General features: G+C 59.6%; 27 protein-coding genes. 17 read left to right on the forward strand and 10 right to left on the reverse strand.

Annotated elements, in window-relative coordinates; all coding sequences use genetic code 11:
- Positions 1 to 11: 11 nt before the first annotated feature.
- Complete coding sequence (locus tag AR456_RS01995; RefSeq protein WP_021819662.1) at positions 12 to 926, reverse strand: sugar phosphate isomerase/epimerase family protein; 915 nt, start codon at positions 924 to 926, stop codon at positions 12 to 14.
- 66 nt (positions 927 to 992) lie between these two features.
- A complete protein-coding gene (locus AR456_RS02000) occupies positions 993 to 2,084 on the reverse strand; it encodes a Gfo/Idh/MocA family protein (RefSeq protein ID WP_021819663.1) in 1,092 nt (363 codons plus the stop codon).
- A gap of 262 nt (positions 2,085 to 2,346) precedes the next feature.
- Here AR456_RS02000 and AR456_RS02005 point away from each other — a divergent pair, with 262 nt between their 5' ends.
- The 16 genes from AR456_RS02005 to AR456_RS02080 all read left to right on the forward strand — a co-directional run bounded on the left by AR456_RS02005 (position 2,347) and on the right by AR456_RS02080 (position 16,992).
- On the forward strand, positions 2,347 to 3,348 hold the full coding sequence (locus tag AR456_RS02005) for a LacI family DNA-binding transcriptional regulator (RefSeq protein ID WP_031208246.1): 1,002 nt from the start codon (positions 2,347 to 2,349) through the stop codon (positions 3,346 to 3,348).
- Between the two features lie 293 nt (positions 3,349 to 3,641).
- A complete protein-coding gene (gene phnC / locus AR456_RS02010; protein WP_021819665.1) occupies positions 3,642 to 4,496 on the forward strand; it encodes a phosphonate ABC transporter ATP-binding protein in 855 nt (284 codons plus the stop codon).
- 71 nt (positions 4,497 to 4,567) lie between these two features.
- Positions 4,568 to 5,593, forward strand: a complete 1,026-nt coding sequence (phnD, locus tag AR456_RS02015) for a phosphonate ABC transporter substrate-binding protein (RefSeq protein ID WP_021819666.1) — start codon at positions 4,568 to 4,570, stop codon at positions 5,591 to 5,593.
- Positions 5,594 to 5,652: 59 nt separating this feature from the next.
- Positions 5,653 to 6,447, forward strand: coding sequence for a phosphonate ABC transporter, permease protein PhnE (gene phnE, locus AR456_RS02020; protein ID WP_021819667.1), 795 nt, complete (start codon positions 5,653 to 5,655; stop codon positions 6,445 to 6,447).
- 89 nt (positions 6,448 to 6,536) lie between these two features.
- The gene (gene phnF / locus AR456_RS02025) at positions 6,537 to 7,307 is read left to right on the forward strand and encodes a phosphonate metabolism transcriptional regulator PhnF (protein WP_021819668.1); all 771 of its coding nucleotides are present in this window, start codon (positions 6,537 to 6,539) and stop codon (positions 7,305 to 7,307) included.
- 26 nt (positions 7,308 to 7,333) lie between these two features.
- Positions 7,334 to 7,765: a phosphonate C-P lyase system protein PhnG gene (gene phnG / locus AR456_RS02030; protein WP_021819669.1), complete on the forward strand. Its 432-nt coding sequence runs from the start codon at positions 7,334 to 7,336 to the stop codon at positions 7,763 to 7,765.
- Between the two features lie 2 nt (positions 7,766 to 7,767).
- On the forward strand, positions 7,768 to 8,424 hold the full coding sequence (phnH, locus tag AR456_RS02035) for a phosphonate C-P lyase system protein PhnH (protein ID WP_051995766.1): 657 nt from the start codon (positions 7,768 to 7,770) through the stop codon (positions 8,422 to 8,424).
- Positions 8,424 to 9,560, forward strand: a complete 1,137-nt coding sequence (locus AR456_RS02040) for a carbon-phosphorus lyase complex subunit (protein ID WP_021819671.1) — start codon at positions 8,424 to 8,426, stop codon at positions 9,558 to 9,560. The genes phnH and AR456_RS02040 overlap by 1 nt, the downstream gene beginning before the upstream one ends.
- Complete coding sequence (locus AR456_RS02045; protein WP_021819672.1) at positions 9,557 to 10,423, forward strand: alpha-D-ribose 1-methylphosphonate 5-phosphate C-P-lyase PhnJ; 867 nt, start codon at positions 9,557 to 9,559, stop codon at positions 10,421 to 10,423. The genes AR456_RS02040 and AR456_RS02045 overlap by 4 nt, the downstream gene beginning before the upstream one ends.
- Entirely contained in the window at positions 10,420 to 11,259 is an 840-nt protein-coding gene (gene phnK, locus AR456_RS02050; RefSeq protein ID WP_021819673.1) for a phosphonate C-P lyase system protein PhnK, read from the forward strand. The genes AR456_RS02045 and phnK overlap by 4 nt, the downstream gene beginning before the upstream one ends.
- Before the next feature lie 28 nt (positions 11,260 to 11,287).
- A complete protein-coding gene (gene phnL / locus AR456_RS02055) occupies positions 11,288 to 12,028 on the forward strand; it encodes a phosphonate C-P lyase system protein PhnL (protein WP_021819674.1) in 741 nt (246 codons plus the stop codon).
- A gap of 5 nt (positions 12,029 to 12,033) precedes the next feature.
- Positions 12,034 to 13,176, forward strand: coding sequence for an alpha-D-ribose 1-methylphosphonate 5-triphosphate diphosphatase (locus AR456_RS02060; RefSeq protein WP_031208251.1), 1,143 nt, complete (start codon positions 12,034 to 12,036; stop codon positions 13,174 to 13,176).
- Positions 13,176 to 13,742 (forward strand): ribose 1,5-bisphosphokinase, encoded by a 567-nt coding sequence (gene phnN, locus AR456_RS02065; protein WP_021819676.1) that lies wholly within the window; start codon positions 13,176 to 13,178, stop codon positions 13,740 to 13,742. The genes AR456_RS02060 and phnN overlap by 1 nt, the downstream gene beginning before the upstream one ends.
- A 34-nt stretch (positions 13,743 to 13,776) precedes the next feature.
- Positions 13,777 to 14,556, forward strand: coding sequence for a phosphonate metabolism protein PhnP (gene phnP, locus AR456_RS02070; RefSeq protein WP_021819677.1), 780 nt, complete (start codon positions 13,777 to 13,779; stop codon positions 14,554 to 14,556).
- A 61-nt stretch (positions 14,557 to 14,617) separates the two neighbouring features.
- Complete coding sequence (locus tag AR456_RS02075; protein ID WP_021819678.1) at positions 14,618 to 15,304, forward strand: LbetaH domain-containing protein; 687 nt, start codon at positions 14,618 to 14,620, stop codon at positions 15,302 to 15,304.
- A gap of 140 nt (positions 15,305 to 15,444) precedes the next feature.
- Positions 15,445 to 16,992, forward strand: a complete 1,548-nt coding sequence (locus AR456_RS02080; RefSeq protein ID WP_021819679.1) for a Na+/H+ antiporter NhaC family protein — start codon at positions 15,445 to 15,447, stop codon at positions 16,990 to 16,992.
- Between the two features lie 168 nt (positions 16,993 to 17,160).
- On the opposite strand, the gene AR456_RS02085 is transcribed toward AR456_RS02080, so the two are convergent.
- From AR456_RS02085 to AR456_RS02095, 3 genes are all read right to left on the reverse strand, one after another.
- The gene (locus AR456_RS02085; protein ID WP_021819680.1) at positions 17,161 to 18,171 is read right to left on the reverse strand and encodes a lactonase family protein; all 1,011 of its coding nucleotides are present in this window, start codon (positions 18,169 to 18,171) and stop codon (positions 17,161 to 17,163) included.
- Between the two features lie 211 nt (positions 18,172 to 18,382).
- Positions 18,383 to 19,192 carry a 2,5-didehydrogluconate reductase DkgB gene (gene dkgB / locus AR456_RS02090; protein ID WP_021819681.1) on the reverse strand — a complete coding sequence of 270 codons (810 nt, stop codon included), beginning with the start codon at positions 19,190 to 19,192 and terminating at the stop codon, positions 18,383 to 18,385.
- A 78-nt stretch (positions 19,193 to 19,270) separates the two neighbouring features.
- Entirely contained in the window at positions 19,271 to 20,452 is a 1,182-nt protein-coding gene (locus AR456_RS02095) for an MFS transporter (protein ID WP_021819682.1), read from the reverse strand.
- A gap of 134 nt (positions 20,453 to 20,586) precedes the next feature.
- Here AR456_RS02095 and AR456_RS02100 point away from each other — a divergent pair, with 134 nt between their 5' ends.
- A complete protein-coding gene (locus tag AR456_RS02100; RefSeq protein WP_021819683.1) occupies positions 20,587 to 21,471 on the forward strand; it encodes a LysR family transcriptional regulator in 885 nt (294 codons plus the stop codon).
- A gap of 20 nt (positions 21,472 to 21,491) precedes the next feature.
- Here the strand turns inward: AR456_RS02100 and AR456_RS02105 are convergent, their stop codons facing one another.
- From AR456_RS02105 to AR456_RS02125, 5 genes are all read right to left on the reverse strand, one after another.
- On the reverse strand, positions 21,492 to 22,169 hold the full coding sequence (locus AR456_RS02105; RefSeq protein ID WP_021819684.1) for an HAD family hydrolase: 678 nt from the start codon (positions 22,167 to 22,169) through the stop codon (positions 21,492 to 21,494).
- 108 nt (positions 22,170 to 22,277) lie between these two features.
- Positions 22,278 to 23,165: an NAD(P)-dependent oxidoreductase gene (locus AR456_RS02110; RefSeq protein ID WP_021819685.1), complete on the reverse strand. Its 888-nt coding sequence runs from the start codon at positions 23,163 to 23,165 to the stop codon at positions 22,278 to 22,280.
- Between the two features lie 71 nt (positions 23,166 to 23,236).
- On the reverse strand, positions 23,237 to 24,685 hold the full coding sequence (locus AR456_RS02115) for an aldehyde dehydrogenase family protein (RefSeq protein WP_155829309.1): 1,449 nt from the start codon (positions 24,683 to 24,685) through the stop codon (positions 23,237 to 23,239).
- 42 nt (positions 24,686 to 24,727) lie between these two features.
- Positions 24,728 to 25,471: an MBL fold metallo-hydrolase gene (locus tag AR456_RS02120; RefSeq protein ID WP_021819687.1), complete on the reverse strand. Its 744-nt coding sequence runs from the start codon at positions 25,469 to 25,471 to the stop codon at positions 24,728 to 24,730.
- A complete protein-coding gene (locus AR456_RS02125; protein WP_021819688.1) occupies positions 25,468 to 26,250 on the reverse strand; it encodes a carbon-nitrogen hydrolase family protein in 783 nt (260 codons plus the stop codon). The genes AR456_RS02120 and AR456_RS02125 overlap by 4 nt, the downstream gene beginning before the upstream one ends.
- Between the last annotated feature and the right edge of the window lie 2 nt (positions 26,251 to 26,252).

The raw sequence follows: 26,252 nt of genomic DNA on the forward strand, positions 1-26,252 counted from the left end.
AAGGGTGAGAGCTAGACGCCGTTGGTGCGCAATTTTCCTTCCAGAAAACGCTTGGCCCGAGGGACGTCGCTCTCGTCCAGATGTTCAATGATGATCGGAATGTTGGGGTGCTTGCGGGCCAGACGCTGCAGGTAAAGGTCGTAGTTCAGCTCACCAAGTCCGGGGGCAGGTAACTCGATGTCTCCCACACCTCGAAAGGTGTGGCTCTCAGCCGCGCTGTCGTCACCGATATTGTGGTGCTTCTCGCTCTTGTCATCGCCCGAGCGTTTTACATCCTTGGCGTGAGCGATACATATCCTGTCCGAAAGGGCATCGAACACATGGTTCAAGGTCGCGTCCATTCTGTCGATGTTGTGGGCTTCGAAATAGTTGGTTGGGTCCATCAGAAGCCCCAGGCCGGGATGATCCACCTCGGCGAACATACGTAAGGTCTCCTCGACCGAACCAACCACGTTATTGACGTAGGTTTCCAACAGGAATACGGCTCCGTGGTCATAGGCATGTTGGGCCAGTTCAGCGATTACAGCGCGGCAATCGGCCCACCCTTCTTCGGTCTTGTTCCTGGGGTGGTGTGTCCAGTCACTGTCCGGATTGAAAGTGCCGGTTTCCGAGATGACATAGGGCGTACCCAGGTGGCGTGCATTGGCAATGATTTCCTTGAGCAGGGCGTTGCGTGATTGCCTCTCTCCGCTATCCGGGTGGACGATGTTGGTGTACGCAGATATCGCACAGATGGCTAGATGGTGGTCACGAAACGTATCTCGAATACGATCGCATTTTTCTCGGGTGATCTGGCCTGCCGAAAGGTCCATGTCCTTGAAGTGCATGTCCAACTGCACAGTATTGAAATCATGGCTGCGGATTACGCTGGCGGTTTTTTCCAATTCGTAGGGGAAATAGCCCGAAAAGATTCCAGTCTGCATCATGATGGCGTCTCCTATCTGTTGTTGTTGGGTCCTACGTAACTGACGTCGAAAAGCATGTGTTGTTTGTCAGTGTTGATCGATGAAGTCGGTGAAGTGCACCGTCCGGCCCGTATTGATGGATTGATAGGCAGCCTCCACCAGGGCCATGGTATGCACCGTATCGGCGACACTGAGTACTGGCTCGGTGCCGCTGTGTACGGCGAACTGTAGTTGTTCCATGACGCCAATAAAGGCATGCGGGAACCACATGGTCTGCCAACTCGGCGATATCCACTTTCCGTCGGTGTGCGTGCGGCTGGCGTAGCGAATAGTGGATGCTGCCCCCGTTGGCCAGCCGATGGTGCCCTGGGCGACCCCTTGAGTGCCTTCGACTCGCCAACGTATGTGTTGGTCATCTTGATAATTCTCGTCGCGTGGTCCCGACCAGACGTCTTCCAGGGACAGTGCCAGCAGGCCTGATGGAAACCGTAGTGTCGTGACCACTATGCCGTCTTCATGCTCGAATTCGGTGCGTGGGTCGCAGCGAGTCACGCTGGTCACCTCCTGTGGCTCGCCGAACAGGAAACGCAGAGCATCCAGGTGGTGAACGCTCATATTGGCCAACGTCAGGCGCTCATAGGTACTCAGGAACCCCTGCCAATGCGGTATGGCGTGCATATCAATCTGCGCGAATACTGGCTCGCCCAGAACGCCGGCACGCAGTAACTGCGATAGCGAGCGAATGGACTGGTCATAGCGCATGTTCTGATTGACTGATAGAGGCTTACCGATCGCCGCCGCTTCATCACGAAGTTGCCGAGCTTCCTCCAGCGTCAGTGCCAGAGGTTTCTGCACTAGTATTGCCTTGATGTGTGGTGCGTGCAGGGCTGCGCGTATCAGCGCGGGTTGCTGGTCGGGAGGGTAGGCGATGTCCAGAATCTGGACCCGGGAGTCGTCGATCAATGCCTGCGGTGTATCGTAAACGGTATCGATCGACCAGCGTCTTGCTACTTTCTCAGCGTTGTCACGGGTGCGCGAGGCGATTGCACAGACGGAAAAGCCGGCTTCCTTATAGGCTGCCAAATGGCACTCGGCCATGATCATGCCTGCACCGATACAGCCGATTCGATAGTCGCGGACACGGACTTCCGGATCTGGTTGGAGAGTGAGTTCAGTCATCTTTGCCTCTCGGTAGTGGGAACAGGTGCGCCAGGCCCCCAGCGAGCAGCGTGAATCGAACGACAGATGTCGAGCGAAATGAAGAATGCCTGAATAGATTTGGTTATTTATGATGTTATATCAAACATTTTTTACCATCATTAAACATCATTTTATGTCATTTTTGTTATACTTAAGTCATATTCAGGTAAGTTGTTAAACAATAATTGCCGTTATTAATGAATAATGATGTGTTTTGATGCTCTCGCTGAGAGGAGGCGTTGTGCGTACGACCATCAGTCAGATTGCTGAAGTATCCGGTTATTCACCGGCAACCGTTGACCGAGTTCTCAATGATCGCGCGGGCGTTCGATCGCGAACCCGAGACGCTATTCTGCAAACCGCGCATGAGCTGGGTTATTTCGGTCTTGCTTCGGCCTATGGCCCACCGGAAGTGGAAATGGATTTCCTGCTGCCTGCAGGTGACAACACCTTCATGCTGTTGCTGCGCAAGTTCATTATTGAGGAGGCCACAAAGTACGCTGGTATCAAGCCACGTCTGCACCTCTACGAAGATTTCAATCCAGAGCATCTGGCGGAGCGATTGTTGGAGTTGCAAGGACATACCGATGCCGTGGCTATCGTGATGCCGGATCACCCTTCAATACGTGAAGCGGTCAATCGTCTGGTGATAGGCGGTATCCACGTGGCGACGTTGGTCTCGGACTTGCCGTCACTCAACAAGATCGGTTACGTGGGAGTCGATAATCGAGCCGCAGGGCGTCTGGCTGGACTGCTTACCGGTCGATTTCTGAGGGATGACCGTGAGCACGACGTCGCCGTCTTCATCGGCTTCGCCTCATACCGGGGCCATGAAGAGCGGGAGATGGGATTTCGTTCGATTCTGGCCCAGGATTATCCTCACCTGCGCATTCGTGACATCGTTCAAGTCAACGATGATCGCGAGCGAGCTTACGAGGAGACTCAGCGCCTGCTGATGAATGAGCCGCCGGCTGCTATCTACAATATTGGTGCCGGCAATCAGGGAATAGCACGAGCCCTGCGTGACGCCGGTGCCAGCCCGGTATTCATTGCTCACGACTTGACCGAGGCGACCAAGGGCATGCTGATGGACAGGACGCTCGATGCGGTGATCGACCAGAACCCCAGAGTCGAGGCTCGTGAGGTCATCAAGTTGTTGGCGTCTGCGGTCAGAGGGGCATGTGAGCCCTCGTATCCACCGCGCCTGCAGGTTGTGTTTCGCGAGAACATACCGGTGGTTTGAGAGCCGGGAGGAAGGAGTGATATTTGAGCGTGGTCCATTCCGAAGTATTGCGATGGAACGCGATATATGGCCCCTCATTCGTCTGTCCTCAGAGAATGACGTTTTAGTGTCATTATCAGGTCACTACTGTGTCACTACATGATTAACTAATTGATTATATTGGCGAGTGGCAGAAAGGATTTGTCACCATACCGAACCTCCGCAGAGTAAGATGTCACAAGACTGCCATTGTCTAGACAACTGAGAGTCATCTATTCCTTGCAGACTGATGCCATTCCTTGAGGAGAGGCATCATGTCCATTCCCACGATCATCGTTGAGCAACTCAACAAGACATTTGGCCATCGACGCGTGCTCGATGGTATCAGTTTCAACGTCACTCCCGGCGAAATGGTCGCCCTGATTGGTCCTTCCGGCTCGGGAAAATCGACCCTGTTACGTCATCTGGTGGGCCTGACCTGTGGCAACCGCGGCGAGGGAGGGCGTGTCTCGGTCATGGGCCGTGATGTGCAGATGTCGGGCCGTATGCGCCGCGCCAGTCGTGGTGAACGCTGTCGCACCGGGTACATCTTCCAGCAGTTCAATCTGGTGGGCCGACTCAGTGTGATGACCAATGTGCTGATCGGCGGCCTCGGCAGTATGCCCCGTGGGCGTGCCGTACTGGGACGTTTCTCGGCGGAAGAGCGGCAGCGCGCCCGCGAATGCCTGGCGCGGGTAGGGCTGGAGGAGCTGGCCGAGCAACGCGCCAATACCCTTTCCGGTGGTCAGCAGCAGCGTGTCGCCATTGCTCGGGTGCTGATGCAGGACGCCGAGATCATCCTCGCCGACGAGCCCATCGCTTCTCTTGATCCGCGTAGTGCCCGTGAAGTCATGGAAATCCTCGAACGCATCCACCAGGAAGATGGCCGCACGGTAGTCGTGACCCTTCATCAGGTTGAGGTGGCCCGCCGCTACTGCAAACGTGCGATTGCTCTCAAGGAAGGGCGTCTGTATTTCGATGGTCCGACTCATGAGCTCACCGATGGTCGTCTACAGACACTGTACGAGAACGCTGGTCTCGACGAACTCCGCGCATCGGCGAATACCGGTGACGCCACTGAACCTGCCCGGGCACCCGCCATGGCCAGGGTGCAGGTAGCGCATAGCTGAGTGCTGATGCTGCCTGTAAACGATAACAAACTGTCCTTACGCATCCCTCTTATCCATCAGGAGTAACTTTCATGGCACTCGCCTCCCTGCGTCGCCTGACTCTGCCATTGATTGCTGGTTTCAGCCTCGCTGCTGTTTCTCAGTTGGCAGCCGCCGATACCCTCAAGTTCGGCATCATTTCCACCGAAGCCAGCCAGAATCAAGCCCCCCTGTGGGAGCCTTTCCTCGAGGCAATGTCCGAGGAAATCGGCATGGAAATCGAGCCGTACTTTGCCACTGACTATGCCGCGGTTATCCAGGCGATGCGCTTCGATCAGATCGATCTCGCCTGGTATGGCAACAAGTCGGCGATGGAAGCGGTAGACCGTGCCGATGGTGAAGTTTTCGCGCAGACGGTACCTGACAATGGCCAGCCGGGTTACTGGAGCTTGATGATTGTCAATCAGGACAGTGATCTGCACAGCATCGAGGACGTGCTGGCCAATGCCGCCGATCTGGTATTCGGCAATGGCGACCCGAACTCGACTTCCGGTTATCTGGTGCCTGGCTACTACGTGTTCGCCGAGAACAACGTCGATGCTTCCACAGCCTTCAAGCGCACCTTGAACTCCAGCCATGAGACCAATGCGTTGGCGGTGGCCAATCACCAGGTTGATGTCGCCACTTTCAATACCGAGGGCATGGAGCGTCTCGAAATCACCGCGCCGGAAAAGGCCGAGCAACTGCGTGTGATCTGGAAGTCGCCGTTGATTCCTTCCGACCCGCTGGTGTGGCGCAAGGATCTGGATGAGGACACCAAGCAGAAGTTACGTGACTTCCTGTTCAGCTATGGCGATAGCGACGCTGAGCGTGAGGTTCTGGCACCGCTGCAGTGGGCGCGTTTCGATGAGTCGAGCAACGATCAACTGTTGCCGATCCGCCAACTGGAGCTGTTCAAGCAGCGTTCCAGCATCGCGGGTGACCAGAGTCTCGATGACAGCGAGCGACAGCAGAAGTTGGCCGAGATTGATGCCCAGCTTGATCAACTCGGCGAGCGTATGAAGGAGATCCAGGCAGCCGATGCTGACTCCACGTCGGATAGCGTCAACGCGGGCTGATCGGCCCGAGCCGGAGAGCGCCTGCGGGCGCTCTCGCATGCTGCTTCGCAGGAGAAATCATGACTACCCAGACTTCCATATCCAGTATCCAGCAGCCGCCAAAGCGCAGTTGGGCCACGCTGTTGAGCTGGTTCGTGGCCATCAGTGTACTGGCCTGGGCATGGCAGGGCGTCGAGATGCAGCCCAGCCTGTTGGTCACCAACGCCGACAACATGGCCACTCTTGCGGGAGATTTCTTTCCGCCGGCGTTCGGCAACCTTGGACACTATATTGACCAGATGATGGTCACGATCCAGATCGCCATCTGGGGCACATTGCTGGCGATCATCGTCGCAGTCCCGTGCAGCCTGTTGTCCTCCGAGAACCTGGCTCCATGGTGGGTCTACCAGCCCATGCGGAGGTTGATGGATGCCACGCGCGCCATCAATGAGTTGGTGTTCGCCATGTTGTTCGTGGTGGCGGTAGGGCTGGGGCCCTTTGCCGGGACTCTGGCGCTGTTCGTGCACACCACCGGTGTGCTGGCCAAACTGTTCTCCGAGGCCGTGGAAGCCAGTGAGGCAGGGCCGATGGAGGGCATTCGTGTGACAGGCGCTGGGCGTATCGAGGAAATCGTCTTCGGCTTGATCCCTCAAGTATTACCGCTGTGGATCTCGGTAAGTCTGTATCGCTTCGAATCGAATATCCGCTCGGCCACGGTACTGGGAATGGTCGGCGGCGGGGGTATCGGCGTCGCGCTGTGGGAGACCATGCGCGGTTTCCAGTATGCCGAGACGGCGACCATCATGCTGGTGATCATCATTGCCGTGACAGTGCTCGATATGGCCTCCCAGAGGGTCCGCAAGCGCTTCATCTAGACTGTTGGACACAGCTCGGTGGAATACAGCGATGTATGGCTTCGGTAGGCAATGGAGGACAGCAGATGGTCTTTATTCAAGGAGCGAACATGTCTAGACAACTGGCCCGACAGGACGCCGGACCACGCTATCGCCAACTGGCGGACATTCTCGCCAGAGAAGTGCGTACCGAATACGTTCCGGGCGATCTGTTGCCCAGTGAGTCGGTGCTGGCAAGACGCTTTGCGGTCAACCGCCATACCGTGCGTCGGGCACTCGATGAACTGGTGGCGGCGGGCATGGTCACGCGTCATCAGGGATTGGGTACCCAGGTGGTCGATCGCCGTCTCGACTACAGCGTCAGTGCCGGCAGCAAGGTGACCCACAATCTCGCCGAGCAGGGCATCAATACCGACAGCCGCTGCCTGAGCCAGGCCCTGGTCAAACCACCGGAAGCGATTGCCCAGCGCTTTGGGCTTGCTGAGGACCAACAGTTGCTGTGCGTCGACACTCTGAGATTGGTCGATGAGGTTGCCATGATGCGACTGCGCCACTGGTTTGATCCCGCCAGGGTGCCGGGCTGGACCCAACGCTATCGCGGCGGCTCCACCCGCGCCCTGCTCGATCAACACTACGGCCTGCGTCTGATGCGTTCCCGCGTACGTATCGAAGCCTGCCAGGCCGACGCTGAAGACTGCCGATTGCTGCAGTGCCCCCATTATGCGCCGTTGCTGACCTTGACCAGCGACAACGTCGACGCCGAGGGGCGTCTGGTCGAGGTCTCGGTGAGTCGTGCGCGTGCCGACCGGCTGGCCTACCACGTGGACTTTTCCGGCGCTGATTTCGACAAGAATCCCATCGTGGATCCTGATCAGAGTTAATACCGCTACCAGGACGAGGTTTCCTCATGACTCCAACACAACGTCACCGCGTGCTTGCGCTGACGCCTCATACACGGCTGCTGAGTGTCTGGCAGACACTGGGCATTCAGACCAGTCACCGTTGTGTGCGTGGCCCCGAAACCGGCATGGCCATGGTACGTGGCCGCATGGGGGGCTCCGGCAGTGCCTTCAATCTCGGTGAAATGACCCTGACTCGCGCCAGTGTGATGCTGGAAGACGGCAGTCTCGGCCATGGCTGGGTGGCGGGCCGCGACCAGGATCAGGCCGAATTGATCGCGCTGATCGATGCCTGTGCCCGCCATGAAAGCTGGGCACGTCGTATCGACACGGAGCTGGTCGAGCCGCTGGCCCAGGCGCTGGAAGAGGAGCGCGCCCAGGCGTCGCGCCAGGCCGCAGCAACCCGCGTCGATTTCTTCACCATGGTGCGAGGGGAATGAGCATGAATACGCGCGCAACGACCAGCAGCACCGCGAACCAGAATCCTGGTCAGCGTTGGCCGATGCTTGACGATGGCGTTCACCATCCGCAGCGCCTGTTTCGTCAATTGCTCGGCGCGATGTCCGAGCCCGGCACGCTGCAGACATTGAGTATCGATGACCTCCCCGCCGATGCGCAGCTGTCGCCTGCAGCCTGGGCCACCGTGCTCACGCTCTGCGACCTCGATACTCGCCTGTGGATCGACCCACGCCTCGAGACATCGGGGCTGCGTGAGGCGGTGGCGTTCCAGACCGGTGCTGCAATTACCGAGGTGCCCGCAGACGCCGACTTCGCATTGGTGGTACCGCAGACCCTTGTGGAAATCACTGACTTTGCCATCGGCAGTGATGCCTGGCCCGACCGCAGCACCACCTTGATCGTGGTGGCCGAACAACTCGCCGAAGGTAACGACTGGCGGCTCACTGGCCCCGGCATCGCCGATCACCGCAGCCTGGCCCTCGGTGGCCAGGTCGCGCCACTGATGTGGCGCCTGGCGGCCAATCACAACTGCTTCCCGCGTGGCCTCGATGCGTTCATCACCAGTGGCTATCAACTGCTGTCGATTGCCCGCAGCACCCGCATTGCTGCCGGAAATGGCCAGACCGAGGAGAACGCCTGATGTACGTAGCCGTGAAAGGGGGCGAGAAGGCGATTGCCAACGCCCATCAGTGGATGGCGGATCGCCGCAGAGGCGATCGTGAGCAGGCAGAAATAGGCGTCGACCAGGTGCAGCAACAGCTGGGGCTGGCGGTGGACAGGGTCATGGCCGAGGCCTCGCTGCATGATCCCGAACTGGCGGCACTGGCGCTGAAACAGGCCAGTGGCGATATGGTCGAGGCGGTGTTCCTGCTGCGTGCCTACCGCACTACCTTGCCGAGACTGGCCGAGACCTGTCCGCTGGATACCGGTGCCATGCATATCGAGCGGCGCATCAGCGCCACCTTCAAGGATGTGCCGGGCGGCCAGGTGCTGGGGCCAACCTACGATTACACCCATCGCCTGTTGGACTTCATGTTGCTTGCCGAAGGAGAAGCTCCCGAGGCCGAGCGCGCCGAGGCAGCGCTGGAACGTTGTCCGCAGATTCTCGACTGCCTCAATGCCGAAGGGCTGATCGAGCAGGAAGTCGATGATGGCAGTGTGCCCTATGACATCACCCGTGACCCACCCGACTTTCCCGTCGATCGTGCCACCCGTCTGCAGATGCTGGCGCGGGGCGACGAGGGCTACCTGTTGGCGCTGGGTTACTCGACGCAGCGCGGCTATGGCCGCAACCACCCCTTCGCCGGGGAGATTCGTCAGGGCAGCGTGGAAGTCGAGATCGAGGTGGAGGGCTTCGAAGGCCCGCTCTGCATCGGTGAGATAACGCTGACCGAGTGCCAGATGATCAACCAGTTCGGGGGCTCGCGGGAGAAGGCACCGCAGTTCACTCGCGGATACGGGCTGGCCTTCGGACGCAACGAGCGCAAGACCATGGCCATGGCGCTGGTCGATCGTGCCCTGCGTGCCGAGGAACTGGGCGAGTCGATCCAGAGCCCGGCCCAGCAGGCCGAGTTTGTGCTGGCCCATACCGACAGTGTCGAGGCCTCGGGGTTTGTCTCGCACCTCAAGTTGCCGCACTACGTCGACTTCCAGTCCGAGCTGGAACTGCTGCGTCGCCTGCGCCGTGAGCACGCCGAGCGTCAGTCGAGCGAGCCGGTGAGCAGGGAATCGATGGCCCGTGATGAAACCGCCGGGACCGAGGAGACCGCACAATGACCACCGCCAACCACAGCGCTGCCAGCACAACAGCGGGCTACAACTTTGCCTACCTCGATGAGCAGACCAAGCGCATGATTCGTCGTGCCCTGCTCAAGGCGGTGGCGATTCCCGGCTATCAGGTGCCCTTCGGTGGGCGTGAAATGCCGATGCCCTATGGCTGGGGGACCGGCGGCATGCAGTTGACCGCCAGCATCCTCGGCGCCGATGACGTACTCAAGGTCATCGACCAGGGCGCCGACGACACCACCAATGCGGTGAGCATTCGCGCCTTCTTCGAGCGTGTCGCAGACGTCGAGACCACCACCGAGACGGCGAAGGCCAGTGTGATCCAGACCCGTCACCGCATCCCCGAGAAGACGTTGAGCAAGGACCAGATCCTGGTTTTTCAGGTGCCGATTCCCGAGCCGCTGCGCTTTATCGAGCCCAGCGAGGAGGAAACGCGGGTGATGCATGCGCTGGAGGAGTACGGCGTCATGCACGTCAAACTCTACGAGGACATCGCTCGCCACGGACATATCGCCACCACCTATGCCTACCCGGTCAAGGTCGATGGCCGCTATGTGATGGACCCGTCGCCGATTCCCAAGTTCGACAACCCCAAGCTGCACATGAGCGAGGCGCTTATGCTGTTCGGCGCGGGACGCGAGAAGCGGCTCTATGCCATTCCTCCGCATACCCGGGTCGAGAGCCTCGACTTCGAGGATCACCCGTTCGAGATCCAGGCCTGGGATGAGCCCTGTGCGCTGTGCGGTGCCACCGACAGCTATCTCGATGAGGTCATCACCGATGATGCCGGCGGTCGCATGTTTGTCTGCTCGGATACTGATTACTGCCAGTCTCGTCGCGAGGAGGTGGCATGAAGCGCCCTATGCATACTCATTCCAGACCAGCGCGTCCCGAGCTGACACGCTCCGCATTGCTCGAGGCACGCGATATCACCCGGCTCTACGGCCCCGGCAAGGGCTGTGAGCAGATCGATTTCCGCCTGCACCAGGGTGAGGTGCTGGGCATTGTCGGCGAATCCGGTTCCGGCAAGTCGACCCTGCTGCGAGTACTGTCGGGGTTGGAAAGGCCCGATGCCGGCCAGGTCATCTATCACAGCGATATCGACGGTTCCGCCGGACAGTCCGGTGCCCTTGATCTTTATGCCATCAGCGAGGCGCGCCGCCGTGCCCTGCTGCGGATGGAGTGGGGGCTGGTTCACCAGAACCCGCGCGATGGTCTGCGACTTGGCGTATCCGCCGGTGCCAATGTCGGCGAGCGCTTGATGGCACTGGGCCAGCGCCACTACGGCAATCTGCGCGCCGCCGGACAGGACTGGATGGCGCGTGTCGAACTCGACCCTCAACGTATCGATGATGCACCGCAGACCTTCTCCGGCGGCATGCAGCAACGCCTGCAGATTGCGCGCACCCTGGTGACTCAGCCACGGCTGGTGTTTATGGATGAGCCGACCGGTGGGCTGGATGTCTCGGTACAGGCGCGCCTGCTCGATATGCTGCGTACCCTGACGCGTGAGTTGGGGCTGTCGGTGGTGCTTGTCACCCATGACCTCGCGGTAGCCCGTCTGCTGGCCCACCGCCTGATGGTGATGCGGCGTGGTCGAGTGGTCGAGGCTGGGCTCACCGATCAGATTCTTGATGATCCGCAGCATCCTTACACCCAACTGCTGGTGTCTTCGGTGCTGACTCCCTGAGTCACCGTCATATCTTGTGGAGCCTGACATGACTGCAATGAATCAACCCTTTCTCAGCGCGAGCGGGCTGGAGAAGACCTTTACCCTGCATGCTCAGGGGGGGCAGCAACTGGCGGTGATGCGAGGCCTGGATCTGCGCCTGGCACCCGGCGAGTGTCTGGTGCTGTCCGGGCGCAGTGGCATCGGCAAGAGCACGCTGCTGAAGATGGTCAACGGCAATTATCGTATTTCGGGAGGCAGCCTGACCCTGCACTTCAACGCCCGGGGCGAGGATGACGGCCGACTAGAACTGGCCGGGCTTCCCGCCCAGGCCTGGCATGTGCTGCGGCGTGATGTGATCGGCTATGTCAGCCAGTTTCTGAGGGTGGTGCCTCGGGTGTCGACGCGGGAAGTGGTCATGGAGCCGTTGCTGGCGCGTGGCTGTGAGGCGCACGAGGCTCGCCAGCGCGCCGAACAGTTGCTGGCGCGGCTCAACCTGCCGCAACGCCTGTGGGAGCTGGCGCCCGGGACCTTTTCCGGTGGCGAGCAGCAGCGCGTCAACATTGCCCGCGGCTTTATCGCCGAGCATCCGCTGCTGCTGCTCGATGAGCCGACGGCATCGCTGGATGCCGCCAATCGTGATGTGGTGGTGAGCTTGATCGAGGAGGCCAAGGCCCGTGGCACGGCGATGCTGGGCATCTTCCACGATCAGGACGTACGTGATCGTGTCGCCGATCGCCTGCTGCCGTTGGAGCAGTACATGGGCACTGCCAGTGAGGAGACTCCGTAATGAGCATGAGCGAACAGATTCTGACCAATGCCCGACTGGTGCTGGAAGACGAGGTCATCAGCGGTTCACTGGTGATTCGCGATGACCGCATTGCTGCGGTAGATGCTGGCGCGGTGACGGTTGCCGGTGCCATCGACTGTGAGGGTGACATCCTGATGCCCGGGATGATTGAACTGCATACCGACAACATGGAGAAGTACTTCCAGCCACGGCCCAAGGTGTCATGGCCTGGTCGTCAGGCGGCGCTGGCCCATGACGCACAGATGGCTGCCAGCGGCATCACCACGGTGTTCGATGCAGTATCGATCGGAGATGTCGATGACCAGAGCATGCGCCACACGGCGTTGCACGACATGGTCGAGGCGCTGAGCAGCATCACGCGCAGCGGCATTTCTCGCGTTGATCACCGCCTGCATCTGCGCTGTGAAGTCTGTCACCCGGAGACCTTGAATCGCTTCCTCTCGTTGGCAGAGCTGCCGCAATTGGGGCTGGTATCTTTGATGGACCACTCTCCGGGACAACGTCAGTTCGCCAGCCTGGAAGCCTATCGCACCTACTACCAGGGCAAGCATGGCTTCGATGATGCCACCATGAACGACTTCATCGAGCGTCAGTTGGCCAACAGTGCCGAGTATTCCAGTGCGCACCGCCAGTCGATTGCCGAGGCTTGCACTCAGCGTGGTCTGGCGCTGGCCAGCCATGATGACGCCACCATCGAGCACGTCGCCGAGAGCCTTGAATATGGCACGCGCATTGCCGAGTTCCCGACCACGCGTGAGGCCGCCGAGGCATCTCATCGGCATGGTATGGCGGTGATGATGGGCGCACCCAATGTGGTTCGTGGCGGCTCACACTCAGGCAATATCGCCGCCGCCGAGCTGGTGAAGTCCGGCGTACTCGATGTGTTGTCGTCCGACTATTATCCGGCGGCGTTGCTCGATGCAGTGTTTCGCATTGCCGATATGCCGGATGGTTACTCGCTGGCGAAAGCCGTAGCCTGCGCCAGCCTTGCACCGGCCAGGGCCGTAGGACTCGATGATCGGGGGCATATCGCGCAGGGGCTGCGGGCCGACCTGATTCGCGTACGGCAGTTGGATGACCATCCGCTGGTCCAGCGTGTCTGGAGCGGCGGGAAGCAGGTGCACTGATGGCCAGGCTCGTTTATCTGATCGGTGCCAGTGGCGTCGGCAAGGACACGCTACTGGATGCCGCACGTGAGGCTCGCAGTGATTGGCTGGTAGCCCATCGCTACATCACTCGCCCCAGTGGTAGAGGGGAGAACAGCGTGGCCTTGTGTGAATCCGAGTTCGCGGTGCGCCGCGAGCTAGGGTTGTTCTGCCTCGACTGGTGCGCGCATGGACTCTGCTATGGCGTGGGCAGAGAGGTCGAGGAATGGTGCCGACGTGGGGCCACGGTGTTGCTCAATGGTAGTCGTCGGGCCTTGCCTCAAGCTCGTGAACGTTTCGGTGAAGCGCTGGTTCCGGTGGTAATCACGGCGCCATCGGAGGTGCTCAGGCAACGTCTAGTGCAGCGCGGTCGTGAGGGGAACGAGGAAATCCAGCGGCGCCTGGCTCGTCATGCGAAGGTCGAGGCGGAGCTGGTGCGCGACTTTCCCGGACTGCCACGTATCGATAACGGCGGCAGCATCGAGGCCAGCCTGTCGGCATTGGCAGCCGTAATTGATGGTCGTTCAGGGTATTCGTATCAGGGCTGAGAATCGGCAGTTTTAAAGGACGGAGAGTCGCGCCATGGAATTTCGCTTCAACGGTACCGGGGACAGCGCTCAGGTCCCACGCTTTGGCTGCCAGTGTCCGGCCTGTACCAGGGCTCGTGTATTCAGCAACCATCAGCGAGGCCCCTGCTGTGCCGAGGTCTCGGTGGATGGCCGACGCTACCTGCTCGATGCCGGGCGCATGGACCTTGCACACAGCTGTGAACTGGAACGCCCCGCCGCGATTCTATTGACGCATTATCACGCCGACCATGTGCAGGGACTCTTCCATCTGCGTTGGGGTACCGGTGAGTCGATTCCAGTGTACGGCCCCAAGGATGCCAACGGTTGTGCCGATCTCTATCGCAACCCGGGAGTACTGGATTTCCAACCCGGCCTCAAGCCATTCCGTCCACTGCGTTTTGACTCTCTCAGCGTGATACCAGTGCCGCTCAATCACAGTAAGCCGACATTGGGCTATTGCCTTGATGATGGAGGCACTCGCCTGGCCTACCTGACCGACACTCTGGGCCTGCCGCTGGAGACCGAGCGCTTTCTGCGTGAGTGGGAGCCGGACGTGCTGGTGCTGGATGCGACTCACCCCGCATCACATCAGAATCCACGTAATCACAACACCATCAGCCAGGCTCTCGACATCATCATGCGTCTCGATCCGCCGCGCGCCTGGCTGACCCACATCAGCCACGAGTTGGACGCGGAATATCTGGCCTATCGTACCGAGTTGCCGCCCAAAGTGCGTATCGCTCGAGATGGCGAGACGCTGGGGGACTGGGGGCGACTGGAGGCTGCGTCATGATCCAGCGATTTCTTTCGATGGTGATTTCTTCTTCATCTTTTTGCGTGCACAGGCGATTCCCATGACGACTTCTCAAGCGGACAGCGGTCAGCAGCCGATGTCACAGCGGCTCTCAAGCGAACCCTGTGTGGCGCCGAGTGCTCGCCTTCATGCCACCGTGTCTGGTCGCTGGACCGAGATCGGCGAACGTTGTGTGCTCAATCATGTTGAGCTCGGTGACTACAGCTATATCGAGCGCGACAGTGATGCGATGTTCACTACCATCGGCAAATTCACCTCGATAGCTGCCAGCGTTCGTATCAACCCCAGCAATCATCCCTGGTGGCGTCCCACGCTGCATCACTTCACCTATCGCCCCGGCAAGTTCGGGTTTGGCGAGCATGATCAGGCCATCGATGAGGAAGTGTTCCGTTGGCGAGAGCAGGACCGAGTGATGATCGGCCATGATGTATGGATCGGTCATGGTGCGATCATCCTGCCCGGCAATACCATCGGCAATGGCGCGATTGTTGGCGCAGGCAGTGTTGTGACTCGGGACGTACCGGCCTACCACATTGTGGTTGGCAATCCCGCACGTGTACTGCGCCCCCGATTCGAGGACCCCGCGCTTGTCGAGCGTCTCGAGCGCATCGCCTGGTGGGACTGGCCGGAGCAGCGAGTACGCGAGGCGCTGACCTGGTTTCAAGGCAGTAGTGAGGCGTTTGTCGCCTATGCCGAACAGTTCTCAGTAGAAGACGGCCAGCGCTAGCTCGGTTCTCAAGGGTCGCCCAATGCCGAGTATGATTGGCCCGACAGGAGATGCGCCTTCAGGTTGACAGCAGGGAAAAGCAACGTATTTTAGGCGCTCATGAAAAATGCATAATTAAATCTTGTCGGGAGTTTTGCTCAATGGAGCACATGGGGATTGTTTCTCTGGTACCGCCACTGATTGCCATTATCCTGGCAGTCGCCTTCAGAAATGTGGTGCTGTCGCTGTTTCTGGGGGTGTTCACAGGCATATTGATCCTCTCGGGCGGTAATCCGCTCGAGGCTACAATTTCCACCATCCGCGACCATCTCGTGCCGCAGTTGACTGACAGCTACAACGCCGCCGTCATCGTGTTGTTGATGTTTGTCGGTGGCTTCGTAGCATTGGTAGAACACTCCGGTGGCGGTGCGGCGCTGGCTTCACGCACGATCCACTACATCAACACCCGTGCCCGGACACAGATTGCGACCTGGTTGGGCGGCATTCTGATCTTCTTCTCGGATCTAGGCACGCCGTTGATCGTCGGGCCGGTGTTCGAAAAGCTCTATGACAAGGTCAAGGTCTCGCGGGAAAAGCTGGCCTGGATTCTCGATTCCACTTCTTCGCCGGTGGCGGTACTGATTCCCTTTATCGGCTGGGGTATCTACATCATGGGCGTGATTCGCGAGGAGTTGGACCGGCTCGGTAATAGCGCCTCGGAATTCGATATCTTCGTGCAGGCGATTCCCTTCCAGTTCTACGCCATTCTTGCCGTGGTCGCGATCCCGGTGGTTGCACTATTCGGTGTCGACTTCGGCGCCATGGCCCGCGCTGAGCGTCGTGTTCGCGAGGACGGGGAAATCTACTGGCCCAAATCCCGGCCATTACGTAGAACGGCTAGTCAGGCCGAGGGAGCGAGTAACGAAAGTCACCCGATATTGATCTGGCTGCCACTGACAGTACTGTTTGTGACCTTGTTTGGTCTGTTGATCAGCTACGGCTTCCCGATGGAGCCGGTCCCCGGTAGTACCTTCCGTGTTGCGCTGAGTACGGCTTATCTGTTTGCGGCAGTAGTGCTGATTGCCCTGATGCTGATCTATCGCGTCAAGCGTTTCGCCGACATCTTCGATACCTATCTCGGTGGCATGCAGCGCATGGTCAGTGTGGTGATGATCCTCGTGCTGGCATGGGCTCTGGGTGGACTGTTGAACGAAATGGGCACTGCCAATTACATCGTCGAACAGCTCAAGGGCAATGTACCTGGTGCGTTGGTTCCGGCGATCATCTTCCTCGCCGCGGCGGGCATGTCCTTTGCCACCGGCAGTTCCTGGGGCACTTTCGCCATCATGCTGCCACTGGCGATTCCCATGTCCTTTGGCCTTGAGGCACCACTGCTGGTGTGTATTGGTGCTGTGCTATCCGGCGGTATCTTTGGTGATCACTGCTCACCGATTTCGGACTCGACCATCCTCGCATCCACTGGGGCAGGTTGTGACCATATCGACCATGTTCGTACCCAACTGCCCTATGCGCTGACCAATGGCAGCATTGCGCTGCTGTCCTTCATCGTCGCCGGCTACAGCCAGAGCGCGATAACCGTCGTCCTGAGTCTGGTGGTGATGATCGCGGTATTTGCGTTGGTGGCGCGTCTGCAACGTCAGCGGGCCACAACGACAGTAGCCCACAACGACACAGCCCCCAATCACTGATCGAGTTTATCGTCGCTCCGGTTGGTTGGTTGGATGGTTGGATGAATGGTTGGCTGAAAGGCTAAGTGAATGCAGGGCCGGAAGTCGCTTACCGCGATTGTCCGGCCCTTGCCTTGTTTGGTGACTAACGTTTGGTGGCTATCGTTTGCTGACTATCCTGTTTGACGACTACCGCTGACGCAGACTGATCCAGTCGGGACTGTCGCCGACCTTGAGACGTGCCACCTGCTCGAGTCGACCGTCCGCCAGGCGATAGGCGGAGATATGTCCGGACAACTGCCCGGCGGCAATCAGATAGTGCCCGGATTCATCGACGGCGAAACCGCGTGGCTGTTGCTCGATTTCATGTTCTGCATGCAGGCTCAGTTCGCCGCTCTGCGGATCGACACGGAAGGACGTCAGTAGGGAGCTGTTGCGCTCACAGGCATACAGGAAGTGACCGCAGGGGCTGAGGTGGATATCCGATGCCCAATAGTCGTCGTGTTGGCCCTTGCTGATGGCGATCCGCTGGCGGATTTCCGCGGAGCCGCTGGTCTCATCGTAGTCGAGCAACGTGACCGAACCATCCAGCTCACCCAGCACATAGAGCCGGGTTCCACTGCTGTCGAAGATGAAATGCCGGGGGCCAGTACCTGCGGGAAACTCGATGGTAGTCGGCTCTGCGAGTGGTGACGTTCCTTCCGCGAGCGGGAAGACATAGAGCCTGTCACCTCCGAGGCTGGATGCCAGCACGTGGCGGCCGGATGGCGCTTCGAGAATCGCGTGAGCATGAGGCTCGGTGGCAAAGGTCTGCAGATGATCAGTCACCAGACCGTCGGCATCGATGGCGTAGGCACTCACCAGGTTGTCGCCATAGGAGGCGCCGAACAGGTAGCGGCCACGGCTATCGGTCGACAGATAGGCCATGCTGGCATCCAGCGGCGCATTGCCACGATGGTTCAGCTGCCCATCGGCCGCGATATCCAGCGTTGCCACAAACAGCGGTTCACCTCGCGAGGCTGCATACAGCTGCTGTCCTGAGGGCGAAAAAGCCAGTGGCAGGGAGCCTCCTTCACTGATCAGGTCAGGGAGTCGCAGGTTCTGACGGTGACTCAGGTTGCCATGTTCGGTATTCAGCTCGACAACCCATATTTCGCCACTACCTGCGCAGCCGACGTAAACGGAGATATTGTCACTCATGGCAGTAGGGAATCCTCTAGCGCGAAGTGGAGTAGGGCATCAGCATCTGGATGCCTGTGTCGTCGCAATGATATCAACTAGGTTGTAATACATATTATTTTTATAGAATGATTCTTTGGTCGCAAGGCATGTCATGGAACCTGAAATGATGGGTCATGGGATGACACCGGCAAGGAGTTTTCTGCGCCGGTGTCATCGCGTTGGCGTTACATCATTGATCCCAGTGGGGAGCAAAGTCCGGCGAAGCGATACGCTCGCCACGGTCCAGATCAGCGATGGCGGCCATATCCTCATCACTCAAGGTGATCGACATCGCCTCGATGTTGCTCTGGATATTGCGTTCCTTCGTCGATGACGGAATCACTGCAATATCCAACTGGTTGAGCCAGGCGAGGGTGATCTGGGCGGGTGTCACGCCGTGACGGTCGGCGATCCGCTTCAAGGTCTCGTCTTCCATCACCTTGCCGACCGCTAGCGGCATGAAGGCCGTCACGGCAATACCCATTCCGCGGCAATGTTCGATCAGCTCACGGTTCTGCAGGAAGGGGTGCACTTCGATCTGGTTGGTCAGGATTCTACCGCTGCCGAGGATCTCCAGCGCTTCATCGAGTTGAGCGATGGTGAAGTTCGATACGCCGATATGGCGTGCCTTGCCGGCTGACTGCACTTCCTTGAGCGCAGTGAGATAGGCGGACATGGGCAGCGCATTATCCGGTGACGGCCAGTGGATCAGCAGCAGGTCGACATGATCCATTTCCAGCCGGGCCAGGCTTTCATCGACGCTGTCCTTGAGATCCTGTGGCTCGAGCCTGTCCCACCAGACCTTGGTGGTCAGGAAGATTTCCTCACGTGGCACCGCGCTGGCATTGATCGCGGCACCGACGTCCTTCTCGTTGCCATAGAACTGAGCGGTGTCGATGTGCCGATAACCATGTTTCAGCGCACAATCGATGGCGAACTTCAGTGTGTCGCCCTCAAGGCGATAGGTACCGAATCCGGGGTTGGGAAAGGAATAGGACATCGTGTCTCCAGTTGTGGTCGGCATGTTGTTGACTTCAATCGACAAAGGGTAGGCGGTAAATAGCTGACTAGCGAATCATTAGACCCCGGCCAGACGCAACTCGCGGCGTTGATCGAGGCGTGCCGAGAAGCGTGTGGCTGCCAATGCAGAGAGTACGATGATGGCGCCGATCCAGGCGGTATCCGTCAGTCGCAGATGCGTTACCACCTGGCCGCCGATGATCGAGCCCAGCGCGATACCGATATTGAAGGCGGCGATGTTCAGGCCCGAGGCGATATCAACGCCTTCGGGGACATAACGCTCGGCGAGCTGCACCACATACACCTGCAGTCCGGGGACGTTGCCGAAGGCGAAGGCGCCCCAGACCAGGATGGTGATTACCGCGGCGATGGCATGCCCGGCGGTGAAGGTCAGCAGGGCAAGGACGATCGATAGCCCGGCGAATACCCAGCTCAGCGCGCTGGTGGCACCTAGACGGTCCGCCAGGCGTCCGCCGTACAGGTTGCCGACGGCCACCGAGGCACCGTAGACCAGCATGATAAGCGCCACGACACTGCTGTCGAATCCGGTCACCTGTTCAAGTATCGGCGCGAGGAAGGTGAAGGCGGTAAAGGTGCCGCCATAGCCGAGAATGGTCATGGCGTAGACCAGCAGCAGGCGCGGATGCGTCAGCACTCGCACCTGTTGGGCGATGCTGGCAGGAGCCGCACGCTTGAGATTACGCGGAATCAGCAGCGCACTACCGATCAGGGCAATGGTTCCGAGCAGGGAGACGACTAGGAAAGTGGCGCGCCAACCAAGATGCTGACCGATCCAGGTGCCCAGCGGCACTCCGGTGACCAGCGCCACGGTCAGGCCGGTGAACATGATGGCGATGGCACTGGCTTCACGATCCTTGCTTACCAGACTGGTGGCGATGGTCGAACCGATCGAGAAGAACACCCCATGGGCCAGACCGGTAAGGAGGCGTGCCACAATCAGTGAGTTATAGCCCGGCGCCTGCCAGGCGAGCAGATTGCCGATGATGAACAGGGTCATCAACGCCATCAGCACCCATTTGCGATTGAAGCGTGACGTGGCGGCGGTCAACAGCGGTGCTCCCACCGCGACGCCAAGTGCATAGAGACTGACCAGTAGACCAGCAGAAGGCAGGCTGACGCCCAGGTCGGAAGCGATAGTGGGCACTAGACCGACGATGACAAACTCGGTGGTACCGATGGCAAAGGCGCTGAGGGTCAGTGCCAGCAGAGCAATAGGCATGAAGAGAATCCCGGATGATGTGGCCGGAGCGCGATGCACTCCTTGAATGCTGCGCAGTGTGCCGGGAGTCATCTTTTCGATAAATGTGATATTTATGGAAAGACTTTTGCTGAAACCGATATAAAGGCTACGCCATGAAGACACGCTCCGACGATCTCGAACTACTGCTGGCCGTGGTCGACAGCGGCGGCTTCAGTGCTGCAGCCGATCGCCTCGGTCTACCGGTGGCCAGAGTGTCACGAGCGATTCAGAGGCTGGAAGAGCGGCTGGACGTGCCGTTGCTCAACCGCACCACACGTAGTGTGGCGTTGACCGCGGAGGGGCGTTGTTTCGTCGAGGAAATCCGCGCTGGGCTGGAACAGCTCAATGCCGCCGAGGAAACTCTTGCGCTAACCCGTGGCGAGCCTCGCGGTCGTTTACGGGTGGATGCCGCCAGCCCCTTTGTACTGCACCAGTTGGTGCCGTTGGTGGCGGAGTTTCGTCATCACTATCCCGCTATCGAGCTGGAGCTGACCGCCAGTGATGACATCATCAATCTGCTGGAACAGCGAGCGGATGTCGCCATCCGTATCGGCACGCTCAGTGACTCTTCGCTGCATGCTCGGTTGCTGGGCCGTTCACGCCTTCACCTGGTGGCCAGCCCGGAGTATCTGGCATCGGCCGGCGAGCCTGTGTCGGCGGAGCAACTGGCTCAGCATCAACGTATCGGCTTTCTTGGCTCGGGCACCCTCAACCATTGGCCGGTGCAGAGCCTGGACAGCGATATCACCCCGACGCTGGCGTCATCCAGCGGTGAAGTGGTACGTCAGCTATGCATCGCAGGGCACGGAATTGCCTGCCTGTCTAACTTCATGGTGTGTGAAGACCTCAAGGCCGGACGCCTCAAGCGAGTACTCGAAGGGCAGATGCTTCACGGCGGTGGCCGAGAGTTGGTACAGGCGGTGTACTACCGTAACACTGCCATGTCGGGGCGTATTCAGGCCTTTCTCGACGTGATCGCTCCGCGCCTGACGTTGTAGTGCGATAAAAACGCGGCGTCTCAACGCCAGTTGGGCATGGTCCAGCCGCGCTGGCGGGCGATGACTTCGAGCTTGGGATCGGGGTGAATCGCCCAGGCCTCATCGACGGCTTCCAGTAGTGGCAGGTCGTTGTGGGAGTCGGAATACCCCCAGCTCTGACGCGGTTTACGCCCCTCCAGCCAGGCATCGAGAGCGGTCAGTTTGCCGTCGCGGAAGGTACGAATGCCGGTGGCACGCCCGGTGTAGTAACGGTCCTCCCCAGACCCTGCCGTTTCCAGCGCGGTGGAAAGCACATCATCGGCGCCCAGGCGGCGTGCAAGGGGTGCGACCAGTTGTGCGGTCGAGGCCGAGATGATCAGGGTTCTGTGACCCTGTTGGCGATGCCACTCGAGACGCTGCAGACCGCCGGGATACAGGCGTGACATGACTCGCTCATCGAGGCAGGCATCCACTTCGGCGTTGACCTCCTGGACGCGGCGTCCTTCCAGCGGCGACAGCAGCAGATCAAGGTGCTCTTCCATATCCAGCACGCCCGCTGCATAGGCCCGCGCATGCTCGGCGAAGGCGGCCCTGAAGGCGTCACCGTTACCAATCCAACCACGCTCGATCAGCCACTCGCTCCATAGGCGGGTGATATCGCCCTGCAACAGGGTGTCATCGAGGTCGAACAACGCGAGATCGAAGGCAGTGTCGGGCATTGAAGGGCCATCCGTGTAAAGGAAATACGTTCTCGATACTAACGGGGCGTGATGACCATTGCACGACACTGGAAGGCGAGCTACCGCCTGATTAGAGAGGGCTACCGATTATATCGCAAGCCCATTGCGTCGCCGAACTTCCAGCAACAGTGCGCTGTGATCAAGCTCGCCACCGCCTGATTCGACGAAGTCCGAGAAAAGCTGGTCCGTCAGTTTGAGAAGAGGGAGATCCAGACCAAGCTCTCGGGCGGTATCACAGGCAGCCCGAGTATCCTTCAACTGGTGCTTCGAAGGGCCACCCGGTGTGAAGTTACGTTCCAGCATACGTTGGCCATGCTGATCGAGGATGCAGGAAGAGGCAAAGCCACCGAGCATGGCTTCACGCACACGAGCCGGGTCGGCACCACCAACTTCGGCAAGGGTCATGGCTTCTGACACAGCAGCAATGGTCGTCGCCACTGTCAGTTGATTGACCAGCTTGGCCAGAGCTCCTGTACCGGCAGGGCCGATATGCACAGAACGCCCCATTGCCGCGAGAATCGGTTTGGCGCGCTCGAAGGCTTGTTCAGTGCCGCCGGCCATAATCGAGAGCGAGCCTTCTATCGCGCCCTTCTCACCGCCGGAAACGGGAGCATCCAGCCATTCCAGCCCCATCGAATGGCTGCGCTCGGCCAGATCGATGGCTTCGTTACGACCGATGGAGGACATGATGATCAGCAAGGTACCGGGAGCCATGGCATAGGCGGCCCCTTGTTCGCCAAACAGAATCTCCTCGCAGACCGGCCCGCTACTCAACATCACGATCACCGCGTCGCGTCCACGTACGGCATCAGTTGGAGTCGGCATCACGTTGATACCGGCCTCCATCAGTGTTGTGTGGCGAGTGCTGCTGCGATTCCAGGCGGTGACGTTGAACCCGCCAGTGACAAGATTACAGGCCATGGGCAGGCCCATGATGCCGGTGCCCAGTACAGCAATAGATGATGTGCTGGTCATGATGTCCTCGTGATGTGACTGGCCGTACGGCAGACCCAAGCCGTGCGGCCAGTGGATTGGCTATCCTGCCATCAGTCCGCCGGGCCGATGATGTGCTTCACCTCAAGATAGCCGGATAATCCCCAGGGGCCGAGTTCGCGGCCGATGCCACTGATACCGAAGCCGCCCCAACTGGCTTCCGGCATCACCAGCTGTTCACTGTTGTACCAGATGCTGCCGGCGCGAAGTCGGCGTGCCACGCGACGGGCACGCTGTGGGTCGCCGGAGATCACCGTGGCAGCGAGGCCGAAGTCGCTGTCGTTGCCGTGCTGAATGGCTTCCTGCTCCGACGTGACCGAGCGTGCGCAGAGTACCGGGCCGAAGATTTCCTCACGCCACAGGCGACTGTCGGTGGGCACATCACGGAACAGTGTGGGAGCGACGAATTCGCCCTGTGCGGGAAGCTGGCGATGGCTGGCATCGCGCACCGCCGTCAGTCCCTCCTCGCGGGCGATCTCCAGGTAGCGTTCGACACTCTGGCGCTGGCGCGCGCTGGTCATCGGTCCCATGTCGGTATCATCGGCCAGCGGGTCGCCAAGGCGCAGGGCGTCAATGCGTTGGCTCAGCGCTTCATAGAGCGCATCGGCAATCGACGCATCAATGATCAGGCGCGAGGTGGCGGAGCAGATCTGCCCGGAATTGAAGTAGATACCGGCCATTACCCAGTCGGCGGCCTGTTCGGGATCGGCATCGTCCAGCACCAGGATCGGTGACTTGCCGCCCAACTCCAGGGAAACACCACGCACGCCTTCGGCGGCGGCATGCATCACCCGTTCACCCACAGCGTTGCTGCCGGTGAAAGATAACTTATCCACACCCGGGTGTGCCGAGAGCGGTGCACCAATGCCTTCGCCATCACCGTGAACAAGGTTCAGCACGCCCGCAGGCAACTCGATGGCTTCGGCAATTTCAGCCACGGCATTTTCCGGCAGCGGAGTGACTTCGGAGGGTTTGAAGACGATGGTGCAGCCTGCTGCCAGCGCTGGCGCGATCTTCCAGGCGCTGGTGACCAGCGGGAAGTTCCAGGGCGTGATCAGAGCGACGACGCCTGCCGGGTCTTCGTAGGTTCTGGCCTCGATCCCGTCCATGGCGTGTTCGACGAGGCGCCCCTGGCGTTGCTCCAGCGCGCGGGCCTGTTTGGCGTAGTAACGGTAGCAGGCGATGGCATCATCAAGGTCGATGGCCGCTTCGGCCAGCGGCTTGCCGTTGTTGGTTGCCGAAGTGGTGATCAGCTCATCGCGACGCTCGCTGAACGCATCGGCAAAGGCGTCCAGCCACTCAGCGCGGCGCGCGCCGCCCAGTGCCTGCCATTCGGGAAGGGCCTTGCGTGCCGCAGCGACAGCAGCATCAACATCAGCCGCATCACCGGCGGTCAGTTCGGCAAGCTGGTGTTGGCGATAGGGATCCATCACCGCCAGGCGACGCTGGCCCTGGCTTTCGATCCACTGGTTGTTGATGAACTGCTTCGTCAGTTGGCGCAAGACAGACTCCTGATAATCAAGCATTGAATGGGTGAAAATGGGTCAGCGCTGGTGAGTTTCCAGCCAGGTATCAATCAATTGATGGCAGTGCTGACCCGAAAAGCTGGGAAAGTGGCCGCCATGTACGGTGCGTATCGGCAGACGGCGCAGCCGTCGCAGGCTATTGGCGTAGTCGTCGAGGTTGCTGTGCCAGAGATCCTCGATCAACTCGCCATCGTAGATGATGTCGCCGGAGATCAGAGTCGCGGTTGCCGCTTCCCAGAGGGCGATACCGCCTGGTGAATGTCCGGGGGTATGAATCACTTCGAGTTGACGATTGCCAAGGTCGATGACATCACCGTCCTCGAGCAGGGCGATTTTCGGCGGGGTGGTGATGCGATAGCCGCTGTGTGAATACGGGGGCGGTGGTAGAGCATCGAACATCTGGTCATTGACGAAAGCATCGGCCAGTGTGCGCCTGTTGTCGGGACTGGCAAGGATATCGGCTTCTGCAGAATGCACGTGGCAGCAATCGAACTCGTGGGCGGCCCCGATATGATCGAAATGGGTATGGCTGGCGACGGCAACAATGTCGTGGCCGGATAGTTCGGCAACGCTCTCGCGGAGTGGCACCGCGCCGAGCCCGAAGTCGACCACCAGGTCACGGTCCTGACCGCGCAGGTGCCAGATGTTACAGCGGTAGAAGGGTTTTATCGCGGGTTCGTCGATCAGCGTGATGTCGTCTGCCAACCGCTGAGTGCGATACCACTGCGTTGCAGCACCCCGTGAAAGTGTGAAGTAGCTCATTTGACTGGCTCTTCGATGGCGCGCAGGTCCTTGAGATAATTCTGATGTACCCGGCTCTCGTCGAGGCGGTCGAGATCCAGGTCGACAATCAAGACTCCGGGGTCGACGCCCAGAAGGCCGAGTACTTCACCGTCCGGGCCCGCCACCAGACTGTTACCGCAATAGTGCAGTTGGTCCTCTATGCCTGCGCGATTGATGCAGGCCACAAAGCATTGGTTGTCCATGGCACGAGCACGGATCTGCAATTGCTGGCGCTCGGCATTGGGTACCATGTTGGCCGTCGGTGACAGGATCACCTCGGCGCCACGCTGGGCCAGTGCTCTGGCGATCTCGGGAAACTCGTTGTCGTAACAGATCATCAGACCGAGTCGGCCCAGGCGTGTTTCGACCACACACAGCTCATCGCCGGCGCTGAAGTGCTGATGTTCACGATCCCACAATTGGCGCTTGTGGTAGGTGGCGATACGCTGCCCGTGGTCGTCGAACAACACAGCACTATTGGTCAGGCGTCCATCGCCTTGACGCTCGGCCAACCCAACCAGCAGATGCAGGCCGAATTCTGCAGCCAGTCGACCAAGCTGTTCGGAGAGAGGACCACCAACGGGATCACTGAGTGTCTCGAGCTGTTCGAAGACGTTGTAACCCGTCAATGCCAGTTCGGGCAGAGCGACAAGATCGGCGCCTGCGAGGACGGCCTGGTGGCAGAGTGCTTCCAACGCTGCGAGGTTGTCGCGAGCCTCACCACGAACAGGATCAGTTTGAGCAATAACCAGGCGCATGT

The sequence above is a fragment of the Halomonas huangheensis genome (assembly GCF_001431725.1).
Taxonomy (GTDB): Bacteria; Pseudomonadota; Gammaproteobacteria; order Pseudomonadales; family Halomonadaceae; genus Halomonas; species Halomonas huangheensis.